18 protein-coding genes are annotated in these 26,016 nt (G+C 41.3%); 17 read left to right on the top strand and 1 reads right to left on the bottom strand.

Going from position 1 to position 26,016, the window contains the following annotated elements:
- The 11 genes from PGR79_RS04440 to ugd all read left to right on the top strand — a co-directional run bounded on the left by PGR79_RS04440 (nt 1) and on the right by ugd (nt 17,219).
- Nucleotides 1-990, top strand: a complete 990-nt coding sequence (locus PGR79_RS04440) for a polysaccharide pyruvyl transferase family protein (protein WP_049047040.1) — start codon at nt 1-3, stop codon at nt 988-990.
- A 55-nt stretch (nt 991-1,045) separates the two neighbouring features.
- Complete coding sequence (locus tag PGR79_RS04435) at nt 1,046-2,464, top strand: mannose-1-phosphate guanylyltransferase/mannose-6-phosphate isomerase (protein WP_113373495.1); 1,419 nt, start codon at nt 1,046-1,048, stop codon at nt 2,462-2,464.
- A gap of 16 nt (nt 2,465-2,480) precedes the next feature.
- Nucleotides 2,481-3,854 carry a phosphomannomutase CpsG gene (gene cpsG, locus PGR79_RS04430; protein WP_113373699.1) on the top strand — a complete coding sequence of 458 codons (1,374 nt, stop codon included), beginning with the start codon at nt 2,481-2,483 and terminating at the stop codon, nt 3,852-3,854.
- 83 nt (nt 3,855-3,937) lie between these two features.
- Nucleotides 3,938-5,089 carry a glycosyltransferase family 4 protein gene (locus PGR79_RS04425; RefSeq protein ID WP_113373496.1) on the top strand — a complete coding sequence of 384 codons (1,152 nt, stop codon included), beginning with the start codon at nt 3,938-3,940 and terminating at the stop codon, nt 5,087-5,089.
- Between the two features lie 219 nt (nt 5,090-5,308).
- On the top strand, nt 5,309-6,715 hold the full coding sequence (gene gndA, locus PGR79_RS04420; protein WP_113373497.1) for an NADP-dependent phosphogluconate dehydrogenase: 1,407 nt from the start codon (nt 5,309-5,311) through the stop codon (nt 6,713-6,715).
- A gap of 156 nt (nt 6,716-6,871) precedes the next feature.
- Nucleotides 6,872-7,933, top strand: a complete 1,062-nt coding sequence (locus tag PGR79_RS04415) for a glycosyltransferase family 4 protein (protein WP_430921121.1) — start codon at nt 6,872-6,874, stop codon at nt 7,931-7,933.
- 510 nt (nt 7,934-8,443) lie between these two features.
- Nucleotides 8,444-11,038 (top strand): beta strand repeat-containing protein, encoded by a 2,595-nt coding sequence (locus tag PGR79_RS04410; RefSeq protein WP_113373499.1) that lies wholly within the window; start codon nt 8,444-8,446, stop codon nt 11,036-11,038.
- A 255-nt stretch (nt 11,039-11,293) separates the two neighbouring features.
- Nucleotides 11,294-13,069 carry a type I secretion system permease/ATPase gene (locus PGR79_RS04405; protein WP_087860460.1) on the top strand — a complete coding sequence of 592 codons (1,776 nt, stop codon included), beginning with the start codon at nt 11,294-11,296 and terminating at the stop codon, nt 13,067-13,069.
- 52 nt (nt 13,070-13,121) lie between these two features.
- Nucleotides 13,122-14,453 carry an HlyD family type I secretion periplasmic adaptor subunit gene (locus tag PGR79_RS04400; RefSeq protein ID WP_430921119.1) on the top strand — a complete coding sequence of 444 codons (1,332 nt, stop codon included), beginning with the start codon at nt 13,122-13,124 and terminating at the stop codon, nt 14,451-14,453.
- A gap of 23 nt (nt 14,454-14,476) precedes the next feature.
- Entirely contained in the window at nt 14,477-15,829 is a 1,353-nt protein-coding gene (locus PGR79_RS04395; RefSeq protein WP_228302325.1) for a TolC family outer membrane protein, read from the top strand.
- Nucleotides 15,830-16,052: 223 nt separating this feature from the next.
- Nucleotides 16,053-17,219 carry a UDP-glucose 6-dehydrogenase gene (gene ugd / locus PGR79_RS04390; RefSeq protein ID WP_113373500.1) on the top strand — a complete coding sequence of 389 codons (1,167 nt, stop codon included), beginning with the start codon at nt 16,053-16,055 and terminating at the stop codon, nt 17,217-17,219.
- 258 nt (nt 17,220-17,477) lie between these two features.
- On the opposite strand, the gene PGR79_RS04385 is transcribed toward ugd, so the two are convergent.
- A complete protein-coding gene (locus PGR79_RS04385) occupies nt 17,478-18,482 on the bottom strand; it encodes an NAD-dependent epimerase (RefSeq protein WP_087860463.1) in 1,005 nt (334 codons plus the stop codon).
- A 965-nt stretch (nt 18,483-19,447) separates the two neighbouring features.
- On the opposite strand from PGR79_RS04385, the gene PGR79_RS04380 reads away from it, so the two are divergent.
- Genes PGR79_RS04380 through PGR79_RS04355 form a run of 6 tightly spaced genes read left to right on the top strand, consistent with a single transcriptional unit; the run spans nt 19,448 to nt 25,926 of the window.
- Nucleotides 19,448-20,215 carry an ABC transporter permease gene (locus PGR79_RS04380; RefSeq protein WP_087860464.1) on the top strand — a complete coding sequence of 256 codons (768 nt, stop codon included), beginning with the start codon at nt 19,448-19,450 and terminating at the stop codon, nt 20,213-20,215.
- On the top strand, nt 20,215-20,955 hold the full coding sequence (locus PGR79_RS04375) for an ABC transporter ATP-binding protein (RefSeq protein WP_045391802.1): 741 nt from the start codon (nt 20,215-20,217) through the stop codon (nt 20,953-20,955). Before PGR79_RS04380 ends, PGR79_RS04375 begins: the two co-directional genes overlap by 1 nt.
- An 11-nt stretch (nt 20,956-20,966) precedes the next feature.
- Nucleotides 20,967-22,118, top strand: a complete 1,152-nt coding sequence (glf, locus tag PGR79_RS04370) for a UDP-galactopyranose mutase (protein ID WP_113373501.1) — start codon at nt 20,967-20,969, stop codon at nt 22,116-22,118.
- Entirely contained in the window at nt 22,115-23,005 is an 891-nt protein-coding gene (locus PGR79_RS04365) for a glycosyltransferase (RefSeq protein ID WP_113373502.1), read from the top strand. Before glf ends, PGR79_RS04365 begins: the two co-directional genes overlap by 4 nt.
- A gap of 6 nt (nt 23,006-23,011) precedes the next feature.
- On the top strand, nt 23,012-24,148 hold the full coding sequence (locus tag PGR79_RS04360; RefSeq protein WP_113373503.1) for a glycosyltransferase family 4 protein: 1,137 nt from the start codon (nt 23,012-23,014) through the stop codon (nt 24,146-24,148).
- 23 nt (nt 24,149-24,171) lie between these two features.
- Nucleotides 24,172-25,926, top strand: a complete 1,755-nt coding sequence (locus PGR79_RS04355) for a glycosyltransferase (RefSeq protein WP_113373504.1) — start codon at nt 24,172-24,174, stop codon at nt 25,924-25,926.
- Nucleotides 25,927-26,016: the final 90 nt, after the last annotated feature.

Below are 26,016 nucleotides of genomic sequence, written 5' to 3'. Positions count from 1 at the left end.
ATGCAAGTAAACAATACTCAATATGGCGTCCTGACATACGAAAGTGACATCTATGTCAAAAGAAACTGGATCAATCTGGGTGATTATGTACAAAGTACAGCAGCACGCCAGTTTTTACCTTGCGTGAATGAGTATATACCACGAGATCATATGAATACTTATAGTGGTAATAAAGTAAAAATGATCATGAATGCGTGGTACATGGATATACCAGAAAACTTTCCACCATCTGAAGATATAACTCCTTTATATGTATCAATCCATATTAACTCTACTATTGTAGACAAAATTTTCACACCTGCGAGTATCGAGCATTTTAAAAAGCATGCACCTATAGGTTGCCGTGATTTTTACACACGTGACTTGCTTATTTCAAAAGGAATTGATGCATATTATTCAGGTTGCATGACCCTTACTTTGGGGAATAAATATAAACGAGATAATGTAACGGATGATGTTTATTTTATTGATGTAATGTATGACTCAATGTCATTACCAGAGTTAATTAGCCAACCGTTACGTTTTGGTAAGCGCTTACTAAATGGTCGTGCATTTGAATTTAATCATAGAAGTAAAGTCCTTAATCAGTTTTTTGATAGTGAATTACTAAAGCATGCTAAATATGAAAAACAGATCATCCCGTACCTTTCTGCGGATGAAGGTTTTAAATTAGCTGATGAATTTCTGAGGAAATTAGCTAATGCAAAACTGGTTGTAACATCCAGGATCCATACAGCTCTTCCGTGCCTGGCTATGGGGACTCCAGTTATTTTTGTAAATGGTGGCTTTAAAAATAAAGTTGATAACTGCCGTTTCGATGGATTGTTTGACTTCTTTAATAGAATTGACGTCGATATGAACGCCAATGCGACTGCTAATTTTGAATTTGATGGTAAGAAAATTGGAATGAATACCATTATTAAAAATAAAACTTTGCATGAACAATATGCTAATGAATTAGCTGATAAATGCAAAAGTTTTGTTGTTTAATGTAATTCTTAATGTCTCTATATCGAACTGTTAATATACTAAATGAGGTTAAGTCATGATTCTCCCAGTGATAATGGCTGGAGGTACTGGAAGTCGTTTATGGCCGATGTCGCGAGAGCTATATCCGAAACAGTTTTTACGTTTACACGGCGAGCTATCGATGCTTCAGGAGACTATTACTCGCCTTAATGGTTTAGAGACTAAAGAACCTATTGTAATTTGTAACGAACAACATCGTTTTTTAGTCGCTGAACAACTACGTCAAATCGAGAAGCTCTCTAATAATATTATTCTTGAACCAATTGGGCGTAATACGGCTCCAGCTATAGCTCTTGCCGCGTTACACGCAGTTGCACATGATGATGACCCATTGCTCCTTGTTTTGGCTGCAGACCACGTTATTGAGAATAATGAAGCTTTTCAAGCTGCAATCAACAGTGCTGTAGTTTATGCAAATCAAGGAAAGCTTGTAACATTTGGGATTGTGCCTACTGGTCCCGAAACGGGTTATGGTTATATCCAGCGGGGTAGCGAAGAACATTTTGATGATCATGTAGCTTATGATGTAAAACGTTTCGTTGAAAAACCCAATTTGCCTACAGCACAGGAATATCTAGACAGCGGTGAATATTACTGGAATAGCGGCATGTTCATGTTTCGAGCAAGTCGCTTTCTACAAGAGTTGGATGAGTTTCGTCCAGATATTCTCAGTTCATGTAAACAGGCAATGCAGACTGTGCATACCGATTCTTTACGTGACTTTATTCGTGTTGACAAAGATGCTTTCTCTGCTTGTCCTGATGAGTCAGTTGATTATGCAGTGATGGAAAAAACGCAGTCTGCATCTGTGGTACCATTGGATGCTGGTTGGAATGATGTGGGTTCATGGTCCGCATTGTGGGAAGTTAACGACAAGGATGGTAAAGGGAATTCACTATCAGGGGATGTTTTTGTCCATGATTCTTCTAATTGTTATATAAACAGCGAAGAACAACTTGTAGCTGCGGTTGGGGTTAATAATCTGGTAGTAGTTAGTACCAAAGATGCTGTGCTCGTTATTGATAAATCCCAAGTGCAGGACGTTAAACGCGTAGTTGAACATCTTAAAATGACTTCGCGCCGTGAGTATAGAATCCACCGCGAATCCTATAGCCCTTGGGGGCATAGTGATAAAGTTGTTAATACAACTAAATATCATATTAACAAAGTCACAGTTAAACCGGGCGGTAAGTTTTCATTACAAATGCATCATCACCGTGCCGAGCACTGGATTATATTATCAGGAACAGCGAAGATTACCTTAAACGATCGTGAGTTTTTACTTACTGAAAACCAGTCAACATTTATTCCTGCAGGTTCGACTCATATGCTGGAAAATCCAGGAAAAATAGCTCTTGAAATCCTTGAGATTCAGTCTGGTTCATATTTAGGTGAAGATGATATTGTTCGTCTAAAAGATCATTATGGAATTTGATTAATTGGGGAAAATGATGGAATTATTAACCTGCTTTAAAGCGTATGACATTCGCGGCAAATTAGGCTCTGAACTTACGGAGGACATCGCATATCGTATTGGTCGTGCCTATGGTGAGTATCTTAAGCCTAAAAAAATGGTTGTTGGAGGCGATGTTAGACTAACTAGTGAATCCCTTAAACTTTCCCTTGCCAAAGGATTACAGGACGCTGGTACTGATGTTTTTGACATCGGATTATCAGGTACAGAGGAGATCTACTTTGCTACATCCTATCTCGGTGTTGATGGGGGAGTGGAAGTAACAGCCAGTCATAACCCAATTGATTATAATGGCATGAAACTCGTGCGTGAAAACTCAAAGCCAATCAGTGGTGATACTGGGCTAAGGGAGATCCAGCGTCTGGCCGAAGAGAATAATTTTGCTATAAACTCATCACAGCCTAAAGGTACTTATCAATCGATTTCAGTATTAGATGCATATATTGATAAATTATTGAGCTATATTAATCTTAATAATATTAATAGAACGCTAAAATTAGTTGTTAATTCTGGAAACGGCGCAGCTGGCCACGTTATTGATGCCCTTGAGAAGCGATTTATAAAACAGAATGTTCCTGTTGAATTTATAAAGGTGCATCATGAACCTGATGGTACCTTTCCAAATGGTATACCTAATCCATTATTACCTGAGTGCAGAAAAGATACCACTGACGCTGTCATAAAGAATAAAGCTGATATGGGGATTGCATTTGATGGTGATTTCGATCGATGCTTCCTATTCGATAATATGGGTAACTTTATTGAAGGATACTATATTGTTGGTCTTTTGGCTGATGCATTCCTTGAAAAGAATCCAGGATCTCGTATTATTCATGATCCGCGTTTAAGCTGGAATACAATTGATATTGTAAATAAAGCGGGCGGCATTCCCGTGATGTCCAAAACAGGTCATGCTTTCATTAAAGAACGTATGCGCGCAGAAGATGCGATATACGGTGGCGAAATGAGTGCTCACCATTATTTCCGCGATTTTGCCTATTGCGATAGCGGGATGATCCCATGGCTCCTTGTTGCCGAGTTGCTATGTATCAAAGATAAAACGCTGAACCAATTAGTTAATACGCGGATGCAAGCTTACCCAGCTTCTGGAGAAATCAACAGCTCCCTTAGCGATCCACAGTCTGCGATCAAACGGGTTCTTGAACGCTATCAGGGGGAAGCCCTTGATATCAACCATACTGATGGTATAAGCCTTGAGTTTGCGGAATGGCGCTTCAATCTACGTAGTTCTAACACTGAGCCTGTAGTTCGCCTAAATGTAGAGTCCAGAGGTGATGTTACTTTAATGGAAAACAAAACTGCAGAGATTTTGGCATTATTAAGGGCTTAAATTTAAATTCCTAAAGGTGCTTTGCAATTATGAAGCACCTTATATATTTTGCATGTTGAATTATAAATATACGATGGGTTTTTATGCGCGATTTAAATGTTGGTATTGTTGCTGATTGGTTTATAACTTATGCTGGTTCAGAAAAAGTTGTAGCTGAACTTATTAAATCCTATCCAGAATCGCACTTGTATTCTGTTGTGGATTTTCTCTCCTCTGAAAATAAAAAACACTTTCAGAATAAAGAAATAACCACAACATTCATTCAACGCCTACCGAAAGCGAAGAAAAAATATCAAACATATCTTCCTTTGATGCCAATAGCAATTGAGCAACTTGATGTATCAAAGCACGATGTCATTCTTTCAAGCAGCCATGCTGTTGCTAAAGGGGTTTTAACTGGTCCTGATCAACTCCATATTAGTTATGTTCATTCCCCTATAAGATATGCTTGGGATCTTCAGCATCAGTATCTTCGAGAAGCAGGTTTAGATCATGGCTTAAAGGGAATGATTGCAAAATTGATTCTGCATAAAATGCGTATGTGGGATTATCGAACTGCAAATGGCGTTGATCATTTCATTGCTAACTCTCATTTCATCGCGCGCCGGATTAAAAAAGTTTATGGGCGTGAAGCTGATGTCATTTATCCGCCTGTTGACGTCAATCGCTTCCTCCTGAATGAAGATAAAGAAGATTATTTCTTTACAGCATCACGGCTTGTCCCTTATAAGCGTATTGATCTGATTGTTGAGGCTTTCAGTCACATGCCAGATCGTAAACTCGTCGTCGTTGGTGATGGCCCGGAGATGCAAAAGATAAAGTCTAAAGCCACGGCTAACATTGAAATTCTGGGTTATCAATCAAATGAGGTCATGCAAGAGCATATGAGGAATGCTAAAGCATTTGTTTTTGCTGCAGAAGAAGATTTTGGAATTACTCCAGTTGAAGCACAGTCTTGTGGGACGCCTGTAATTGCGTTTGGAAAAGGTGGTTCACTTGAAACAGTAAGACCATTTGGTGTAGATAATCCAACAGGTATCCTTTTTGACAAACAGGATGTAGCTTCAGTCATTGATGCTGTGCAAAAGTTTGAAACGATGCAAGATCAAATTCTTCCAAATGATTGCCGCGCGCATGCGTTAAAATTTTCTACCGAGCGCTTTAATCAGGAAATTGCTGAATACGTTAATTCTAAATATTCGGAGTTTATTGAAACTAAAAAAATCAATTATTAATAAATGCAGAAAAACTAAACAATTTCATATCGGTTGGCTTTTATTGCGTTAATGGTGCTGTATGTAAGATTGGAACTCCATAATTTTCAATGGGTTATGTTTTTTATTCTTCATTTGTTAACATTTTTACACTATACGTCATACAGGCTTTGAGCTAATATAAACATCACATTTAAACTGCGAACGTGTCGCAGTGACCACACCAGACAGGAGTAAGTAATGTCCAAGCAACAGATAGGGGTTGTTGGTATGGCGGTGATGGGCCGAAACCTTGCGCTCAACATCGAAAGTCGTGGCTATACCGTCTCTGTTTTCAACCGCTCCCGTGAAAAGACTGAAGAAGTTATTGCTGAAAATCCAGGCAAAAAATTAGTCCCTTATTTCACAGTGAAAGAGTTTGTTGAATCTCTGGAAACCCCTCGACGTATCCTGTTGATGGTTAAAGCCGGTGCCGGCACTGATAGTGCAATTGAATCGTTGAAGCCATACCTGGAAAAAGGTGACATCATAATTGATGGGGGTAATACATTCTTCCAGGATACTATCCGCCGTAATCGCGAACTCTCTGCTGAAGGGTTCAACTTTATCGGGACAGGTGTATCCGGCGGAGAAGAAGGGGCATTGAAAGGCCCTTCAATTATGCCTGGTGGTCAAAAAGAAGCTTATGAACTGGTTGCGCCAATTCTTAAACAAATTGCGGCTGTAGCGGAAGACGGTGAGCCTTGCGTAACCTACATCGGGGCTGATGGCGCGGGCCATTATGTTAAGATGGTTCACAATGGTATCGAATACGGCGATATGCAACTAATCGCTGAAGCCTATGCATTGTTGAAGGGTGGTTTAAATCTTTCCAACCAGGAATTGGCGGAAACTTTCACCAAATGGAATGAAGGTGAATTAAGTAGTTATCTCATTGATATTACAAAAGATATCTTCACCAAGAAAGATGAGGCAGGTAACTATTTGGTTGATGTCATTCTTGACGAGGCCGCGAATAAAGGCACTGGTAAGTGGACAAGCCAGAGCTCTCTTGATTTAGGTGAACCATTGTCCCTTATTACGGAATCAGTTTTCGCTCGCTATATCTCGTCCCTTAAAGAGCAGCGTGTTGCAGCGTCTAAAGTATTGACGGGCCCACAAGCTAAACTTGCCGGTGATAAAACAGCATTTGTTGAGAAAGTCCGTAGAGCATTATATTTAGGTAAGATCGTTTCTTATGCTCAAGGTTTTTCTCAGTTGCGAGCAGCCTCGAATGAGTATCATTGGGATCTTAACTACGGAGAAATTGCTAAAATTTTCCGTGCAGGGTGCATCATCCGCGCTCAGTTCCTCCAGAAGATCACCGATGCATATAATCAGGATGCAAAAATTGCTAATCTGTTATTAGCTCCTTACTTCAAACAGATTGCTGATGATTATCAGCAGGCATTACGTGATGTTGTAGCTTATGCGGTGCAAAATGGTATCCCTGTTCCGACATTCTCAGCCGCCATCGCTTATTATGACAGTTATCGCTCTGCAGTATTGCCAGCAAATCTAATTCAGGCTCAGCGTGATTACTTCGGCGCACATACTTATAAGCGCATTGACAAAGACGGTGTGTTCCATACTGAATGGATTAACTAAGCCAGTAAAGTTTTACTTTCTAAGCCCTGTTTTTACAGGGCTTTTTTTTTACCTATGACTAATCAGTTATTACATTTTCTTCGAAAATGGTTTTTTTAAATTTATAATCCTGTCATAATAAGTTTCTTATAATAATAAACCTCAAGTAGGTCGCTAATGATTTATGTTAATGGTCGTTTTCTTACTCAAAAACTTACCGGTGTGCAGCGATTTGCTTATGAAATGAGTCTTAGGTTATCAAAATTGAGACATGATGTTGTGGTATTGGTGCCTGATATGTCAGCCATTGATAAAAGCTATAACATTTCAAATTTTAGTATTAAAGAAATCAAGGGGGGGAGAGGTCATTTTTGGGAACAATTTACATTACCGCTTTTTCTAAAAAAACAAAAAGATTGCGTGCTAGTCAATTTATGCAATAGTGGCCCTTTGTTTTTCAAAAGGCAGATTGTAACGCAACATGATATTACTTATATACGTTATCCTGAAAGTTTTTCATTCGGTTTCAGGCTGTTATACTCATTGTTCACTCCTGTTTTACTAAAGAATTCAAAATTAATAGTGACTGTCAGTGATTTTTCGAAAAGTGAGCTATTAAATTATTATAATTGTGATGCGAGTAAAATTCACATTATCCCGAATGCTGTAAGTAATGTTTTTTTTAAACCAGATGATAGTATGGTTAGGGACAATGAAATATGTGGAGGTGATTACTTTTTGACCGTGTCTTCGGTTAATCATCATAAAAATATTCATGGTCTTATTGAAACTGTACTATCTGCAGATTTAAATATAAATTTGAAGATAATAGGTGACAGGAACACGGTATTTAATTGTGTAAATATCAAAACTGATGACCCAAGAATAGATTTTTTGGGGCGTGTACCTGATGAAGAATTAATTGCTTTATACAGAGGCGCAAAGGCTTTTATTTTTCCATCATATTATGAAGGGTTCGGTATACCTCCACTGGAAGCCCAGTCATGCTCTTGTCCGGTTATTTCCTCAAATAGAGCGTCTCTTCAAGAGACTTTGGGGGATAGTGTGTTGTACTTTGACCCAGACTCAAAATATGAGCTTATCAAAGCGATCATTAAATTAAATAATAACGCTGACGAACGCAACCTGTTGATTGATAATGGTAAGTCTAATGTAGAGAGGTATTCATGGGAATGTTCTGCTGAAAAGCTGAATATACTTATTGCTAAAATTTATTAATTATACACTATGGTTCGTATCGAACTTAATTAACTGCCAACCAATTTATTTTACTCATGATAATGTTAATTGTTTTAGCTAATTAACATTTATTGTTAACTCCACTTGCTTTGACCTCAAACTGCCAGCATTTGCTAATCCTGCCCCTTTTTTTACTTTTACCACACCTGCTTTTGACGGTACCCTTAAAATTTCCGTTATTCTATCAATATCTATAATATCCTTGTTTTATGTAATGGTATCTGCCGTTGCTAATACACGTTTATCTTTTTGTCTTTTTACCTACTGAATTTAGTGGGGAGTGAGGCAGTGAGATTTTAATTCATACCTGCATAACTTATGGAAACTATTCGTAATTTATTTTTTTATTCTAGCGTGTTGACGGTGTGATTTTTTTAGACTTTTCTTATTAAGGGGAAGGTGCATCTATGCTGATGCAAACGCTTCCAATGAACTCCCAATAACTCTGGGCCTGGATTGCTCCTGATACGAAATTTTGAGGATTCTTAAATGGTTACTCAAGTGCTACTCACACAAAAAGCAGTTGCAGCTATACAATTTGCAATTCTTGGGAAAAACACCTATACGACGGCTTCCACCTATGATGCCGTAGCAGGCCAGTTTCGTACGGGGGCGATTAGCCAAGAACAATATATTTCTAACCTGTTAGCATCCACAGCGGGTCAGACTTTGTATTCTGGCAAAACCGATCTTGAGATAGTTAAACTTGTCTATGCGTCCATTTGGGGAAGTACCCCAGCAGATAGTGTCGCCCAAACTTTTTTAACAGGCTCAAATTTAAACGCGGCTCTTAATAATGTAATTAATGGTGTTCTGAATTATACAGGATTCGATTCTGCGACGCTAACGGCACAAAATAGCTTTGATAATGCGCTGAATAAAGTCATGTACAAAGACTATGGCTCAGCGAACTGGAATACATGGAGCGTCGCTCTAAGTAGTAAGGAGCAAGTCGAAGCTGCGTACATTTCTTTAGTGGGACGTTCAGTTGACATGGGCGGGCTTGGCGACTGGACTAATTATCTTGCCACCGGTGGTAATACATATAGTTCATTACTGACAAAATTAATTGCTTCTTCTGAGTTTCAAAGCAAAGGTTCTAATTTAACTGGCGATGCCTTTATCACGCATGTTTATCAGGGAATTTACGGCGTCGCCCCTAGTGCAGCGGTTTTAGCGCAATACAGCGCTCTCGGCACCAATAAGGCAACCATTACCCAGGCAATTATCAACGATTTACGCGGTTCTACGGCTACAGATGTGGCCACTGTAACCAATCAGCATGCCTTTGAATATCAGATTGGTACCGGGTTACTTTATAAAACTAGCGCTGTCCTCAGCGCCAGCGCTACAGGCGGCAACGCCACTGGTACAGTCAATACCAATGCTAGCCATCAGCTCACTAATGCTGAAACTGCGGTTCTGACTAACGCGCAACTCAATGCTAACGTGGCGAGCACCGTTAACCTCAAATTCGCCGATCATTTGGCAAATCTAGAAATTAATGGTTCAAGCGCAGCCACTGTTAACCTGTCCGATAATGGGGTGAACCCTGGGGTAGACATCGTTGTTAACAACGGTAGCGTGATCCTCAATGCCAGTTCCGGCGCTGATGATGTTCTTGTTAGTAACCTTGTTAATATGACCACCGCCACGGCTAAGTTTAACCTCGGAACGGGTAACGATACGCTGAAGTGGGCCGGTAACTCTACTGGCGGGGCAAATACGGTGAGCACATCTGTCACCGCTGATGGTGGAGCTGGGATTGATACCATTTCGGCTAACTTTATTACGAAAAATGTCGTTATGGGTGGGAATATTGTTACCCGAACTGCAGTTATCACTTCCAACTCTTCGCAGTTCAGTAATTTCGAAAAGCTGGATCTTGCTGGCTATGTAGGGCAGGCAACTGTTAGTGCAAGTTCTACCGCTCAGGCCCATACATTTGACTTTGGCGTATTAACGGGTAATGCAACCACCGAATCGAGTTTGACTGGTACTCTTGGGACAAATATCACCCAGGCCGGAACTTCAACAGTCGGCTCGCAGGGATTTGTGTTATCGGGCCTGGCAAGTAATGTCCATGTGATTAATGCGGCAGGTGGCAATTCCGCGCAACTTGAAGTCACAGGTAACGCGACTGCGGCAAGTAGTGTCGATATTACGTTCCGTCCAGGTATCACCGATCATTTCAATGTTAACTTCACCGCAACCAGTAATAGCGATATCAACGCAGGCTCGCTGGCCCTAAACAGCAGTGGCGCCACTGCGTTGACAACCCTGAATGTCGGCTCGGGTGGTACCGGTAGTTTCGCTAACGCCATCAGCTTGGCGGGAACCGGTAGCCAACTACAAACTATCAATGTCACCGGCGATCATTTGCTTAATCTGACGGTAGGCACAGGTTACGGCAACCTGGAGACTATTAATGCTTCGGCAAATTCCGCAGGATTGAATCTGGATGCTAATGTGGGGGGAACTGGTAAAGGAATCCTTTATCAACTTCTGACTATTCTTCCTGCTGCTGGTGTGACAACAACGATTATTAATCTGTTGGGGTTAGGTGGTGGGCATAACTTATCGGTTCAAGGAACTAGCGTTGCGGATACCTTTAAGGTTCTCGGTAACACCATTGTTTCAGGTGGTGACGGTGCGAACCTTTACCAATTGAAAGCAAGCACCGTCAACTCTGGTGTGACCATTTCAGATTTTAATAGCGGTAAAGATAGCATTTTTGACACTGCTTCAGGTCTGACTATTAACAATGATGCCACGCATACCCAGGTAGCTGATTATGGTGTACGTACGACTGATGTTGTTGACGCGTTGTTAGGTACATTGGTTGGTGGTGTGGTTGGCGGCGTTGTCGGTCTGTTAGGGCAAATCCTTGGTATCGGTGGTAACGGTGATCTCACTGCTAAGGTGGGTGTCGCGTCGGTTGTCTGGACTGATAACTCCCACGAGGCTAGTAACTACCTGATTGTTGATAACAACAACAACCATACTCTGGATGCGAACGATACAGTAGTGTATCTCAACGGGCAAACCCATCAGCAGTTGGTTGATACTTTGCACTACGCTTGAGTAGCGTGATGTGATGGCTGTTTTATAAAAAAAGGGGGGAGGATGCTCTTCCCCCTTTTTATTGTGATCTTTGTCGTATTTTTATTAACATTAATTTTTGCATGGATTATGAAAAAATATTTTTTTGGTAGCTTGATATTTTAGTGTTTTCCTATCTATATATTATAAATATCTCCAGCCTGAGTTGTTGGGATCTGATTGCTCTACTGTCGGTAGAGGTGTGGCTGAAGGTACACAAAAATAAGGGAAAAAGCAGTGGAGCACTATTTACCGCGCAATGAAATTGCGGACGTAATACGCACTCGCAGTAAAATATTCTGGACAGTCGGTGTTTTTACCGCATTCATTAATATCTTAATGTTAGTACCTTCGATTTATATGCTCCAGGTTTATGACCGGGTGCTACCCTCTGGTAATGAAATCACTCTGCTGATGCTAACCCTTATCATGCTGGCCATGTTTGGTATGATGGCATTGCTGGAGTATGTCCGTAGCATGGTGGTCATACGGATTGGCGCGCAGCTAGATATGCGTTTAAATACACGTGTTTATACCGCAGCATACGAAGATAATCTCAAAAATAAATCTGCTGATGCCGGGCAAATGCTTAACGATCTTACTAATATGCGTCAGTTTTTGACCGGCAGCGCGCTTTTTGCTTTTTTTGATGCGCCCTGGTTCCCGATCTATTTGTTGGTCATTTTTCTGTTTAATCCCTGGTTAGGGTTGTTTGCATTAATTGGCTCATTAATATTGATAGCGCTGGCCGTGGTGAATGAAATAGTATCAAAAGAACCATTGGCTGAAGCGAGTAAGCTTGCGTTGCAATCAGGAAGTCTTGCCAGTACTAACTTGCGCAATGCGGAAGTTATAGAAGCATTAGGAATGTTGCCAAATATCAAGGGACGATGGTTTAGTTTACATCAACGATTTCTGAACAGTCAGCGAGTCGCGAGTGAACGAGCTTCCCGTATCAATTCTATTACGAAATTTGTGCGTCTTTCCTTGCAATCTTTGGTGCTCGGGCTGGGGGGCTGGCTGGCTATCGATGGTCATATTACTCCTGGAATGATGATCGCCGGTTCTATTTTGATGGGGAGGACGCTTGCTCCGATAGAACAAGTGATTAACGTCTGGAAAAGCTGGAGCTCGGCAAAACTATCTTATCGCCGGTTGGTTAAATTACTGGATAGTAACCCACCCCGTGGCACCGGGATGTCTCTGCCGAAACCTGAAGGGGTACTGAGCGTAGAAAATGTATCGGCGAAACCGCCGGGCGCACAGGGTGAACCGGTATTGCACACTGTGTCATTTAATTTACAGGCGGGTGATGTGCTTGGCATTATTGGCCCTAGTGCATCCGGAAAATCGACCCTGGCACGATTATTAGTTGGGATTTGGCCGGTAAGTGAAGGAATTGTTCGGTTGGATGGCGCTGATATTTATCAGTGGAATAAAGATGAACTGGGGCCGCATATTGGCTATTTACCTCAAGACATTGAATTGTTCGCTGGAACCATAGCGGAGAACATAGCGAGATTTAATGACGTCGATGCTGAGAAAGTGATTGCTGCCGCGAAACTGGCAGGGGTACACGAACTGATTTTACGTTTCCCACATGGCTATGACTCAGTGATTGGCAACGGCGGGAGCGGACTTTCTGGAGGTCAAAAGCAACGAATTGGTCTTGCAAGGGCCTTATATGGCGATCCCTCGTTGATTGTTCTTGATGAACCGAATTCTAATCTGGATGACGCTGGCGAATTAGCCCTAAATAAGGCTATTGCCTTTCTTCGGGAGCGGCAAAAAACGGTGGTACTGATTACGCATCGAACTAACTTGCTTTCAATGACCAGTAAGTTGTTATTGTTAGTCAATGGTAAGGTTAACGCATTTGGTACCACCCAGCAGGTACTTCAGGCTTTGAATAATGCTCAGAGGACTCAGGCAGCACAGCAACAGGCAATGCATGCAGTTAATAGTGAATCGCATGACGGCAACGGGGTTACCCCTAAAACACAAATAAACTAAATAACGGCTTGCCAGATAAAAGCTGCAACTATCTGTTGTTAAAGGGGGGAATATGTCTTCTCAAATGAATCAGTCTTTTAGTGGCGATGTGCCATCAGATTCTACTGATGAGCGGAAATATACGCGTTTTGGTTGGTTGGTGATCGCGATTGGTTTATGCGGTTTCCTGCTATGGGCAGCTTTCGCTCCTCTGGATAAAGGCGTTGCCTCTCAAGGGTCGGTAACTGTTTCAGGAAACCGTAAAACTATTCAATCTCCAACCAGTGGTATTATCAGCAATATCGCGGTTAAAGAAGGGGATAAGGTCAAGGCCGGGCAGGTACTGGTTCAAATGAGCCAGGTGCAGGCACAGGCGCAGGTGGACTCCCTGAAGATCCAATATTACACAACACTGGCAACAGAGGGGCGTTTGTTAGCTGAAAGAGATAATCTGGATGCAATTAAATTCTCTGACGTTTTCAATGCTATCAAAGATAAGCCTCGTGCAGCGGAAATAATTGCCTTGCAGCAACAGCTTTTTATTTCTCGCCGACAGGCATTACGTAGTGAAGTCGATGGTTTTAGGCAGTCAATTGACGGTATCCGTTTCCAGCTCAAGGGATTACAGGATTCCCGGGCGAACAAACAGATTCAACTAAACAGCATCCGTGAGCAGATGACAAGTATGAAACAGCTTTCTGCGGAAGGGTATTTGCCGAGGAACCGTTATCTGGAGGCTCAACGTCAGTTTGCAGAGATCAGTAGCAGCATCGATGAGACGATAGGCAGGATCGGACAGCTACAAAAGCAACTGTTGGAGTCGCAGCAGCGTATCGACCAGCGGTATGCGGACTATCAGCGTGAAGTGAGAACGCAGTTAGCGCAAACGCAAATGGATGTAAATGATTATAAAAACAAACTGGATATGGCTAATTTTGAGCTAAGGAATACCGAAATTATTTCGCCAGTTGATGGTACCGTTGTTGGACTGAATATATTTACCCAAGGCGGCGTGGTGGGGGCTGGAGATCACCTTATGGATGTGGTACCCAGTGAAGCTGCGCTGGTTGTTGATGCTCAATTGAAAGTACAACTAATCGATAAAGTATATACCGGGCTCCCCGTTGAGCTTATGTTTACTGCTTTTAACCAAAACAGGACGCCTAAAATACCTGGTACGGTGACGCTTGTTTCTGCCGACCGTTTAATCGATAAAGCAAATGGGGAAGCTTATTATCAGATGCAGGTAACGGTCACTCCGGAAGGAATCAAAATGCTCCAGGGTGAGGAAATCAAACCAGGGATGCCAGTTGAGGTGTTCGTAAGGACGGGGTCCCGTTCGCTGTTAAGTTATCTGTTTAAACCAATTTTGGATCGTGCGCGTACTTCATTGACCGAGGAATAATCGTGATTTTCATGAAAAGGAAGATGATTAATCTCACCCTTAGTTCGATAGTGTGGGTGGTATCCTCACCGGTGTATGCATTGGGCATTCTGGACGCCTATTCGCTAGCGCTGGAAAAAGACCCGACATTTCAGGCGGCGATTAAAGAAAAGGAAGCCGGGGATGAAGCAAAAAATATTGGACGAGCAGGGTTATTACCAAAAGTCTCTCTCAATTATCAGAATGCGCCACGTAATTGGCAGACTCAAAAATATCAGACGAGTGATATTTTTGGCAATGTTAGCGATGTGACTAAACGGCAGCAGTACCGCAGTTATGCGGGTTCCGTGACCCTAACGCAACCTCTATTTGATTATGAGGCTTATGCGAAATATAAAACCGGAGTCGCACAAAGTTTGATGGCTGACGAAAAATATCGCAGTAAATACCTCGATCTTGCAGTCCGGGTCATTTCGGCTTACGTCAGTGTTGCATACGCCAAAGATCAAATTGCACTAGCTGAGGCGCAAAAGGCAGCCTATAAAGAACAACTTGCGTTGAATGATCGCCTGATGTCCGCTGGTGAGGGCACTGTGACGGACGTTGCTGAGACTCAGGCACGGTATAGTCTTGCTGAAGCTCAGGTCATCGAGGCTCGAGATGTCTTAGACTCAGCTCAGCGGGAGCTTGAAGTCATCATCGGAATTCCTCTCGATCAGTTAGATGCATTGCAGACGTTACGGCAGGGTAAATTCCAGGTCTCACCGCTACGTTTTACAGCATTCGATGATTGGCAAAAACTAGCCATGGAACGAAATCCACAACTAGCTTCATCACGTCATGGTGTGGATGCCGCGCGTTATGATGTTGAACGCAACCGGGCTGGTTTTATGCCACAAGTTCAGCTATATGCATCACACTCGGAAAATGATTCAAGCAGCGACAATACGGTAAATCAGAAATATCGAACCGACAGTGTTGGGGTTCAGGTATCAATGCCAATTTATTCTGGCGGGGGAGTTGCAGCCTCGACGAGGCAGGCTGCGGCGCGTTATGGGCAGGCTAAGTATGAACTGGACGCCCAGGTCGGTTCGATTATGAACGACCTTCGTAAACAGTTTAATCAGTGTATTAGTAGCCAGGCTAAGCTCAGGGCCTATGAATTGGCTGTAAAATCTGCGACGACGCAGGTAGAGGCTACACGGCAAAGTGTGCTCGCCGGGCAGAGGGTGAACGTTGATGTGCTTAATGCGGAGCAGCAACTCTATGCTGCACAGCGAGATTTAGCAGAAGCTAAATACACTTATATTAAGGCCTGGATTACGTTGCTTGGAGATTCGGGTACGCTGAGCGAAAAAGATATTATGCAAGTCGCGGGGTACTTCCATCGTTCTTGAGTGAAACTGTGAAGTTCGAAACAGAAAGAGTGTAAAATAGTTTGTTTTTTGCATCTCTGAAACCCGTATCGATACTACGCTTCAATCTGTATGCTCACATGAAGGGGACTTTTAAGACCCGTCCCCGTCTTGACTTCACTATTCGCAAAGAGTAAAACGCCAGCAGTATCCATCATTACTGTGGCGATTTGCCATCACCCGTTAACTGTAGAAGTGTTGCTCTATGAAAATTACTATTTCCGGTACAGGCTATGTTGGTTTATCGAATGGTGTTCTGATTGCCCAGAACCATGAAGTGGTCGCTTTGGATATCATTCAGGCCAAAGTAGATTTGCTTAACCAGAAAATTTCACCTATAGCAGATAATGAGATCCAACAATATTTAACGGAAAAAAAGCTTAATTTTCGTGCAACAACAGACAAACTCGATGCGTATCATGACGCTGATTACGTTATTATAGCTACGCCGACAGATTATGATCCCAAGACAAATTACTTCAATACGTCTTCTGTTGAGGCTGTCATCCGTGATGTGACTGCTATCAATCCGAAAGCTGTTATGGTTATAAAATCAACGGTCCCAGTTGGTTTCACTCGCGGCATAAAAGAGCGCCTTGGAATTGAAAATATCATTTTCTCGCCGGAGTTTCTCCGCGAGGGACGGGCTTTGTACGATAATTTATATCCATCGCGAATTGTCATTGGTGAGCGTTCTGCTCGTGCTGAGCGATTCGCAGACCTATTGAAAGAAGGTGCGATTAAGAAAGACATTCCGACCCTTTTTACTGATTCAACTGAAGCTGAAGCTATTAAGCTCTTTGCTAATACTTACTTAGCACTACGTGTTGCCTATTTTAATGAGTTAGACAGCTACGCTGAAAGCCAGGGGCTAAACAGTAAACAAATTATTGAGGGTGTATGTCTGGATCCGCGAATTGGTAATCATTACAACAATCCCTCTTTTGGCTATGGTGGGTACTGCTTACCGAAAGATACCAAACAGTTGCTGGCGAATTATGAGTCGGTACCCAATAATATTATTTCGGCAATTGTTGATGCAAATCGCACGCGGAAAGATTTTATTGCAGACTCCATCCTGGCGAAAAATCCGAAGGTTGTTGGTGTGTATCGGTTAATTATGAAGAGCGGCTCTGATAATTTCCGTGCTTCCTCTATTCAAGGTATAATGAAAAGAATAAAAGCGAAAGGTATACCTGTAATTATTTACGAGCCAGTGATGAAGGAAGATGAATTTTTTAACTCGCGTGTTATTCGCGACCTTGATGTTTTTAAGCAGGAGTCGGATGTAATTATCTCTAACCGCATGGCAGAAGAATTGGCGGATGTGAAAGATAAAGTGTATACGCGAGACCTATTTGGTAACGATTAAATTCTAATAACGGCAGGTGGTTTGCAAAATTACCTGCCTTAATTTTTATGATGATAAAAACGCAGCATCATTATGTGCTGAAATAAAATACTAATGCTACCGTGGCATTTACGAGACTATCTCTGTATTCTACATCGAAAGATATCCCTGTCGAATTAGAAGTATATAACGTTGAGGAAACTACTACTCTGATTACACTATGGGCTGTTAATATACCGCAATCGGTGGATTGCGGTAAAAACAGAAGATAAGAAATTATCAAATTGCGTAGTAGTCTTTATACCACTCCACGAAGTTTTTCACGCCTTGCTTGACCGTAGTTTGCGGCCTGAAACCAACCAGATCATACAGCGGTTGAGTTTCAGCGCTTGTTTCCAGAACATCGCCTGGCTGCATCGGCATCATGTTTTTCTTAGCTTCCATACCCATAGCTTCTTCAAGCGCGGTGATGTAGTCCATTAGTTCAACCGGCGAGCTATTGCCAATGTTATAGACCCGATAGGGGGCAGAACTGGTGGCCGGAGACCCGGTTTCTACCGTCCAGTCCGGATTTGGCTGCGGAATGACATCCTGAACACGAACAACAGCTTCAACTATATCGTCAATATAGGTGAAGTCTCTTTTCATTTTTCCGTAGTTGTATACGTCGATGCTTTGACCTTCGAGCATGGCTTTTGTGAACTTGAATAATGCCATATCCGGACGTCCCCATGGGCCATAGACGGTAAAAAACCGCAGACCGGTTGTTGGAATTCCATAGAGATGCGCATAAGTATGCGCCATCAATTCATTAGCTTTTTTGGTTGCCGCGTAAAGCGATACTGGGTGATCTACCGAATCATCGGTTGAGAACGGCATCTTACGATTTAAACCATAAACGGAACTGGATGACGCGTAGACCAGATGCTCGATTTTAGTATGGCGACACCCCTCAAGGATATTCAGGAACCCCATCAGGTTGGCGTCAGCATAAGCGTGCGGGTTTTCCAGTGAGTAGCGTACGCCGGCTTGCGCGGCAAGGTGGATTACGCGATTAAATTTCTCTCTAGAAAAAAGCTGCTCCATGTTAACCCGATCGGCGAGATCAATTTTGTGAAAACTGAACAAAGGCGTTTTCAGAAGATCCAGGCGGGCTTGTTTGAGGCTCACATCGTAGTAGTCATTCATGTTGTCGATCCCGACAACCTCATGACCAGCTTCCAGCAGGCGTTTACATACATGGAAGCCGATGAAGCCAGCAGCGCCAGTGACTAAAAATTTCATTTATATCCTCCAGGATCATGATGTCCCACTACTTATAGGCGCCTATTTTACACAGGGGGGAGGTAACGATCATCTTGTTTACTGGTTGGCTTGGAAAGGATGGGGAGAATAACATTTAAAGCTAAACCGCCCGGTAAAGCGCACGCCATGTCCAATTATGAGAGTGAAAATTATTCTCATTGGTGAGCAAGTTTTCTAAGTTGTAACAAACGTTTAAATGGCATTGTACTTACCTGGTGTATGAATCTTCTTTGCCAGTCAATCCTGCTTTTTCGCTTTTAATCTTATAGGCCGGGAGTATACTATGCTGCTGTTTCATTCATATGGTATTCGCTTGAGAAGCTCACATTGCAACTTTCTGATTTTATTACCATAATAGACAAGTATACCACTAACATTAATGATGCTGCCGAATGGGGCAACTCACTTAACGTTAAGCATCTCCGTTGCCAGGTCCGTTGTCTGAAATGAGACTAACCTGATGGCAAGTTGCCTCTAAAGCAGAGAGAGTGACCGCACTCAGATTGAGCTCAAGAATGATGCTTGAGATAGAGCGAGATCATAGGCTCTTGCGGTAGCATTTAGATTGCAATGCATTGAAGTTTATGAAGATTTATAAAATTATAGACTTGTTCTGCGCGCTTTGGTTGCGATAGCCAATGGCGGTAGCGTGTCTCTGATTGGTGAGGTAGATGGCTGAAGCAGGTCAAAATGAGAAAGCTAATCATTTGTGGCCGTATAGTTCCCCCCGTAACATACTCTAAATGATGGTGTATAGTACGCTATTATGTGGAACTGCGTATGGTTGCTGAGAAGGGTTTATCCATACAGTGGGTTAAAAGGCAACGGCCGCTTTTGGTGACTATATAATAATTATGTTGATATTATAGCTATGCACTATTTTCTCCGAGGTAATAAAGGTGAGTATGGTTGCGTGGTCGATTTCAAAAAAATGAGTGCAAATAATGAAGTTTAAATTAGGATATTTATTTGATCTACTTGTTGTGATAACTAATAAAGATTTAAAAGTTCGCTATAAAAGTAGCATCTTTGGATATTTATGGTCTATTGCAAACCCTTTATTATTTGCGATGATTTACTATTTTATTTTTAAAATGGTAATGAGAGTACAAATTCCAAATTATACCGTTTTTCTAATCACTGGATTGTTCCCATGGCAATGGTTTGCAAGTTCAGCAACCAATTCATTGTATTCATTTATCTCCAACGCGCAGATTATTAAGAAAACAGTATTTCCACGCTCGGTTATCCCTTTGAGCAATGTAATGATGGAAGGGTTACATTTCTTGTGTACAATTCCTGTAATTGCAGTATTTCTTTATATTTATGGTATGTCGCCATCGCTTAGTTGGTTCTGGGGCATTCCGCTACTGGCGATCGGTCAAATTATTTTTACATTTGGATTTGCTCTAATTTTCTCAACGCTAAATTTGTTCTTCCGTGACCTGGAGCGATTTGTCGCTTTAGGTATCATGTTGATGTTCTACTGTACCCCGATACTCTATAATTCCGATATGATCCCGCAACAATTTACCTGGATCATTGATTATAATCCACTGGCTAGCATGATTATGGCCTGGCGAGATCTGCTTATGAATGGCAACCTGGATTATGTGCATATCACTTATCTATACTCATCAGGCATGGTTGTATTGCTGCTAGGGGTGTGGGTCTTTAATAAATTAAAATATCGATTTGCAGAGATTTTGTGATGACAGCTGTTATTGAATTTTGCAATGTAACAAAAGAGTATCCTCTATATCATCATATTGGCTCTGGCATTAAAGATCTGTTTTTTCATCCGCGTCGGGCCTTTAATTTGCTAAAAGGTCGCAAATATCTGGCGATCGAAAACGTGTCATTCACCGTTAATAAGGGTGAATCAGTTGCATTGATTGGACGCAATGGCGCAGGCAAAAGTACTACCCTTGGTCTCGTTGCTGGTGTGCTAAAGCCAAGTAAGGGCGAGGTTAAAGTTGTCGGACGCGTGGCTTCGATGCTGGAGTTGGGAGGCGGTTTTCATCCGGAACTGACCGGGCGCGAAAATATCAAACTTAATGCCACCTTACTGGGGTTACGCAGAGCAGAAGTAAACAAGCGGCTTGATAAAATTATCGAGTTCTCAGAGCTAGGCGAGTTTATTGATGAGCCTATTCGCGTATACTCCAGTGGAATGCTGGCGAAACTGGGCTTTTCAGTAATTAGTCAGGTTGATCCAGATGTATTGATTATCGACGAAGTCCTTGCGGTTGGTGATATCGCATTCCAACGCAAATGCATTGAAACAATCAATGAGTTCAGAAAACGTGGGGTAACAATCCTGTTTGTTAGCCACAGCATGAAAGATGTCATGCAGATTTGCGATAAAGTTGTGTGGGTTGAAAATCATCGGTTGAAAGCGATCGGTGAGGCAAGCTCAATTGTTGATGAATATGTAGCCTCAATGGCTTGATGGAAAAACTAATGCAGAAGAATGTACTTATTGTCGGCGCAGGATTTTCAGGCGCGGTTATTGGTCGCTTATTGGCTGAAGCTGGTCATCAGGTGACGATTATTGACAGCCGGCCGCATGTTGCTGGTAACTGCTATAGTGAGCGGGATAGTGAAACCAATGTTATGGTTCATACTTATGGCCCTCATATTTTCCATACTGACAATGCTGAAGTTTGGGAGTACATCAACCAATACACGGAAATGATGCCTTATGTGAACCGAGTGAAGACGACGGTCAATGGGCAAGTCTTTTCCTTACCAATCAACTTACACACAATTAATCAGTTCTTCCATACTACGTGCTCCCCAACCGAAGCGCGTAAATTAATTGATGAGAAGAGTGATAAAACGATAGAAGAACCTGCAACATTTGAAGAGCAGGCACTGCGTTTTGTCGGCAAAGAACTATATGAAGCCTTTTTTAAAGGTTACACCATCAAACAGTGGGGAATGTCTCCGTCGGAGCTCCCGGCTTCAATTCTTAAGCGTCTGCCTGTACGATTCAATTATGATGATAACTACTTTAATCATAAATATCAGGGAATGCCAAAAGACGGCTATACGGTAATCGTTGATAAGATATTAGATCACAAAAATATTACTGTGGCTTTAAACACCCAGTATGATGAGACCACTCGTGGCGAATATGATCATGTATTTTATAGTGGCGCGCTGGATGGTTTTTATAAATACGATATGGGGCGCCTGGGCTATCGTACCCTGGATTTCGATGCTTTCCGAACCGAAGGTGATTATCAGGGATGTGCGGTAATGAATTATGGTGAGCAAAAAGTGCCTTACACCCGTATTACTGAGCATAAATACTTTGCTCCATGGGAGAGTCACGAGAAATCAATCTGCTACCGCGAATTTAGTCGAGCATGTGAGCCTGAGGATATTCCATACTACCCAATTCGACAGGTAGGTGAGATGGCCATGCTGCAAAATTATCTCGATCGCGCTGAAAAAGAAGCAAATATTACCTTTGTTGGTCGTCTGGGGACATACCGCTATCTTGATATGGACGTAACTATTGCTGAAGCTCTGGAAACGGGAAGAACTTATCTTAAGTCATTAGAACAGAATTCAGTGATGCCTGTATTTACGGTTAAAGTCAGATGAATGTAGCTGCTCTAATCGTCACTTATAATCGGTTAGAAAAGTTAAAAACAACAATTGAGGCAACGCTGGCGTTGCCTTTTCAGTATATAGTTGTGGTTAACAATGCATCAACCGATGATACTCAAGCCTATCTTGATTCTGTTTGCGATGAGCGAGTTAAAGTTTTACATCGAGAGGTGAATGATGGTGGGGCTGGCGGTTTTAAATACGGAGCGCAATGGATAACGCAAAATTTGAACACTGATTGGGTTCTGTTTTACGATGACGATGCATATCCGAATCATAATTTTGGCGTTGCGTTTCAGACCCTTGACCTATCAATTGAAAATGTTTATGTCTGCACGGTGGTGGATACTTCAGGCAATTACTGTAAAATGAATATACCCTGGAAGAAAATTCCTAATGGCATTTTGGGTAATATAGCTTACAGAACTAATCCTGCACGTTTTATTCCTGACGGCCATAAACAAGAGACCGTGGTGAGTGTTTCATTTGTAGGGATGTTGATTAGTCAGGAAACACTAAAGAAATCTATATCGTTTATATATGATGAGCTTTTTATCTATTATGACGATGTTTACTTTGGTCATCATCTGGTTCTACTGCATACACCTATTATATACCTTCCTGAATTATGTATTGTCCATGATATTGATACTACGAATAAATTAATTGCGCCATGGAAATTATATTATTTAAGCAGAAACCTTATCTTGTCCCGTAAAATATTCCAGGATGATTCGCCTTTCACCTTGTTTGATGTTTCATTAAGATTATTGAAGTATATATTCACAGCATTGAAACATGACAAGCGGAAAGAATGTATGATTAATGTCTATAATGGAATCAAGGATGGTTTCTGGAAGCCAAAAGGTAGAGGTGCATAATCCGCTATGAAGAAGAAGTTATGCTATTTTGTAAACTCTGCCTGGTATTTTGAGCTTCATTGGCTAGAAAGAGGAATTGCTGCTTTAGATAATGGATATGATGTCTATGTTATTGCTAATTTTTTAGATGATGCAATTTCAGATAGACTTTCTGCATTAGGATTTCACTGTATCAATAGTCAAATTAATGAGAAAAGCATCAATCCATTTGCTTTTATCAAAGGCTTTTTAAATGCCTCGAAGATATTGAAAACGATTAATCCTGATATCCTTCATTGTATTACGATTAAACCCGGTATTATAAGTTGCCTGTGGGCAAAATATCATAAAACTAAACTTGTTTATAGTTTTGTAGGTTTAGGGCGGGTATTTGAAAGTGAGCAACTCATTTTTAAAATATTACGTTGGCTGGTGCTTAGATTGTATCGATACTTGTTCTCAAATGTCGATTGTAAAATCATATTTGAACACCGAGAAGATAAAAGAAAAATACTTTCTCTGCTAGGAATCAAAGAGGAGAAGGCAAAGGTCATTGACGGCGCTGGTGTTAATACCAGTTATTTTTCTTACCAGCAAGAGCCGAAATTGACACATGGAACAATACTTTTTGCCAGCCGCATGCTACACAGTAAAGGATTACTTGACCTCATTAAGGCGAAAAGAATCCTAAAGTTAGAAGGGATAGATTGTACCATCCACGTAGCAGGTATTATCGTTGAGAATGACGACGATGGAATTACCTTGGGGCAAATAGAAAAATGGCACGCAGCGGGAGATATTGTCTGGTTAGGTACTCGAGATGATATTAGAGAATTGATTGCTGGGGCAAATATTGTTGCTCTTCCTTCTGTATATCCCGAAGGTGTACCACGAATTCTGCTTGAGGCTGGTGCCGTGGGTAGAGCTTGTGTTGTCTATGATAATGGTGGGTGTAACTCACTAATTAAAGACGGCTATAATGGTTATATAGTTGAACGCAAAAATGTCAAAGAACTGGCCGCGAGAATTAAAGCATTGATAAATGAAGATGATGACAGACAGAAAATGGGTATCAATGCCAGGGAAAATATTGTCAATCATTATACATCAGAAATTGTTATTGATAAAACATTACAAGTATATGAAGAACTGTTCCAGCGCTGAAAAATAAAGATACGGTTAGGTCTATGAATAATAGTATTTCGTTACAGTCATCAGTATTCCCTGATATACACCACCGTGAAATTAGCGCTCTGTATTTTTTATCTGATAATGTATCTACATGTGTTAATGATGCAGGGTACGTTAGGGTATTTAAAAATCAAGAAGTTTGTTTTGATACTTTTTATAATTCATTTGATCTCCAAAAATGGTCTAAATACACAACGGTTAATCAGCTTGGTTTTAAAATTGATGTTGTTGGTAGAGGTATTGCCACTATTTTCTTCAAAAACCATGATGTATTAAAGAAAGTCTTTCAGCGCGAAGTTGAAGGGGCAGTCACAATAGATAATCTAGAATTAAGTGAATGTCTTGACGGTAGGCTTTATTTTTACTGGTCGTCAATTGATGATAGTGAAATCAGGAGTTTTTCTTTTACTACATATGGGGCAGTAGAGGATTTTGGTAAGTTAGCGATTGTCATCACTACTTATAATCGACAGGCAGCATTATTATCGACATTGTCGAGATTTGAGGAGAACTTATTTGCCGATAGTATCGGTCAGTCAAAATTTCATGTATATGTTATAGATAATGGGTGCAATTTAGATTTAGAGCCAGGACCTAATGTTACCTATATAAAAAATAAAAACATGGGGGGGGCCGGTGGTTTCACCCGCGGTTTATTTGAGGTGAAAAAGAACAATAAAGAAACTTATTGTATCTTTATGGATGATGACGCATCCTGTGAAATTGAAAGTATCAAAAGAGCATATTGGTTCATGTGTTTTTCAAAAAACGATGAACAGATGATTGCAGGCAGTATGCTATATGAGGATAAACCCCAGACAGTATACGAGGCCGGCGCTATTTATCCTTACAAGCAGATACGAATGCGGCCCTTAAAAAACGGTGTTGATGTTTCAACACCAGGCGGGCTTGATGTGTTTAATCAAGAGGACGGACAGGCCAATTATGCCGCATGGTGGTTCTGCGCTTTTAAAGTATCAGCGGCAAAACACTATGCTTTTCCATTCTTTGTCCGTGGCGATGACATTTTATTCGGGGTAATGCACGCCTACCCGATCGTGACTCTCAATGGCATTGCATCATGGCAGATGAATTTTAATCAAAAATATAGTGCATTAGTTGAATATTTAAGCGTCAGAGGGTTGCTGGTCCCGGCGTTTGTATACCCGTCGCCAAAGAAAAGAAGACAGATAGCTTTTTGGATATTAGCAAAAGTGCTTTTACTATGCTTTTCCTACCGATATTCTTCGGCCGAGGCTATCATCGAAGCTTATTTAGATGTGATGAAAGGTGGTGATTTTTGGATTGACGATCCTGATGCTGAAAAAGCTCGTAGACGGATTAGTGAGTTGTCGAAAGATGAACGCGCTGGAGAAGTAGCGGATGGCAAGGCCGTGAAAAAAACGGACCGTAATGGACCTGAACCTAAATGGGCTAAGATACTCAGGCTGTTTCTTCTCAATGGTCATTTGGTTCCTAACTTTATCACGTCTGGAAATAGTGTACGAATACCGAACACAGAAATTCATCCGACAAAACAGGTTTTTTTGAATACTGAAGTTTACTATGAAACTACTGACGGTAGTTTTATCGTACTGAAACAAAATAAATTACGCTGCGCTAGATTGATAATTAAAACACTATGGGTCATTAGCAAAGGGTACTTTGCTTATAATGCTGTTGCAGAAGAGTATGGAAATAAGATTTCATACTTTACATCTGAGACTTTTTGGAAGAAATACTTTATTTAAATATTGACTGCTTTGGTCTTTATTCTTAATGATAATGTTGTTACAGTTAATTATTTCTTCTTACGGGTAAGAATCAGAGTTGTATTTATA

Source organism: Klebsiella sp. 141161, from assembly GCF_050600815.1.
GTDB classification, from domain to species: domain Bacteria; phylum Pseudomonadota; class Gammaproteobacteria; order Enterobacterales; family Enterobacteriaceae; genus Klebsiella; species Klebsiella aerogenes.
Note: the sequence above shows the minus strand (reverse complement) of the source record. Positions and strands in the feature narration are given on the sequence as shown.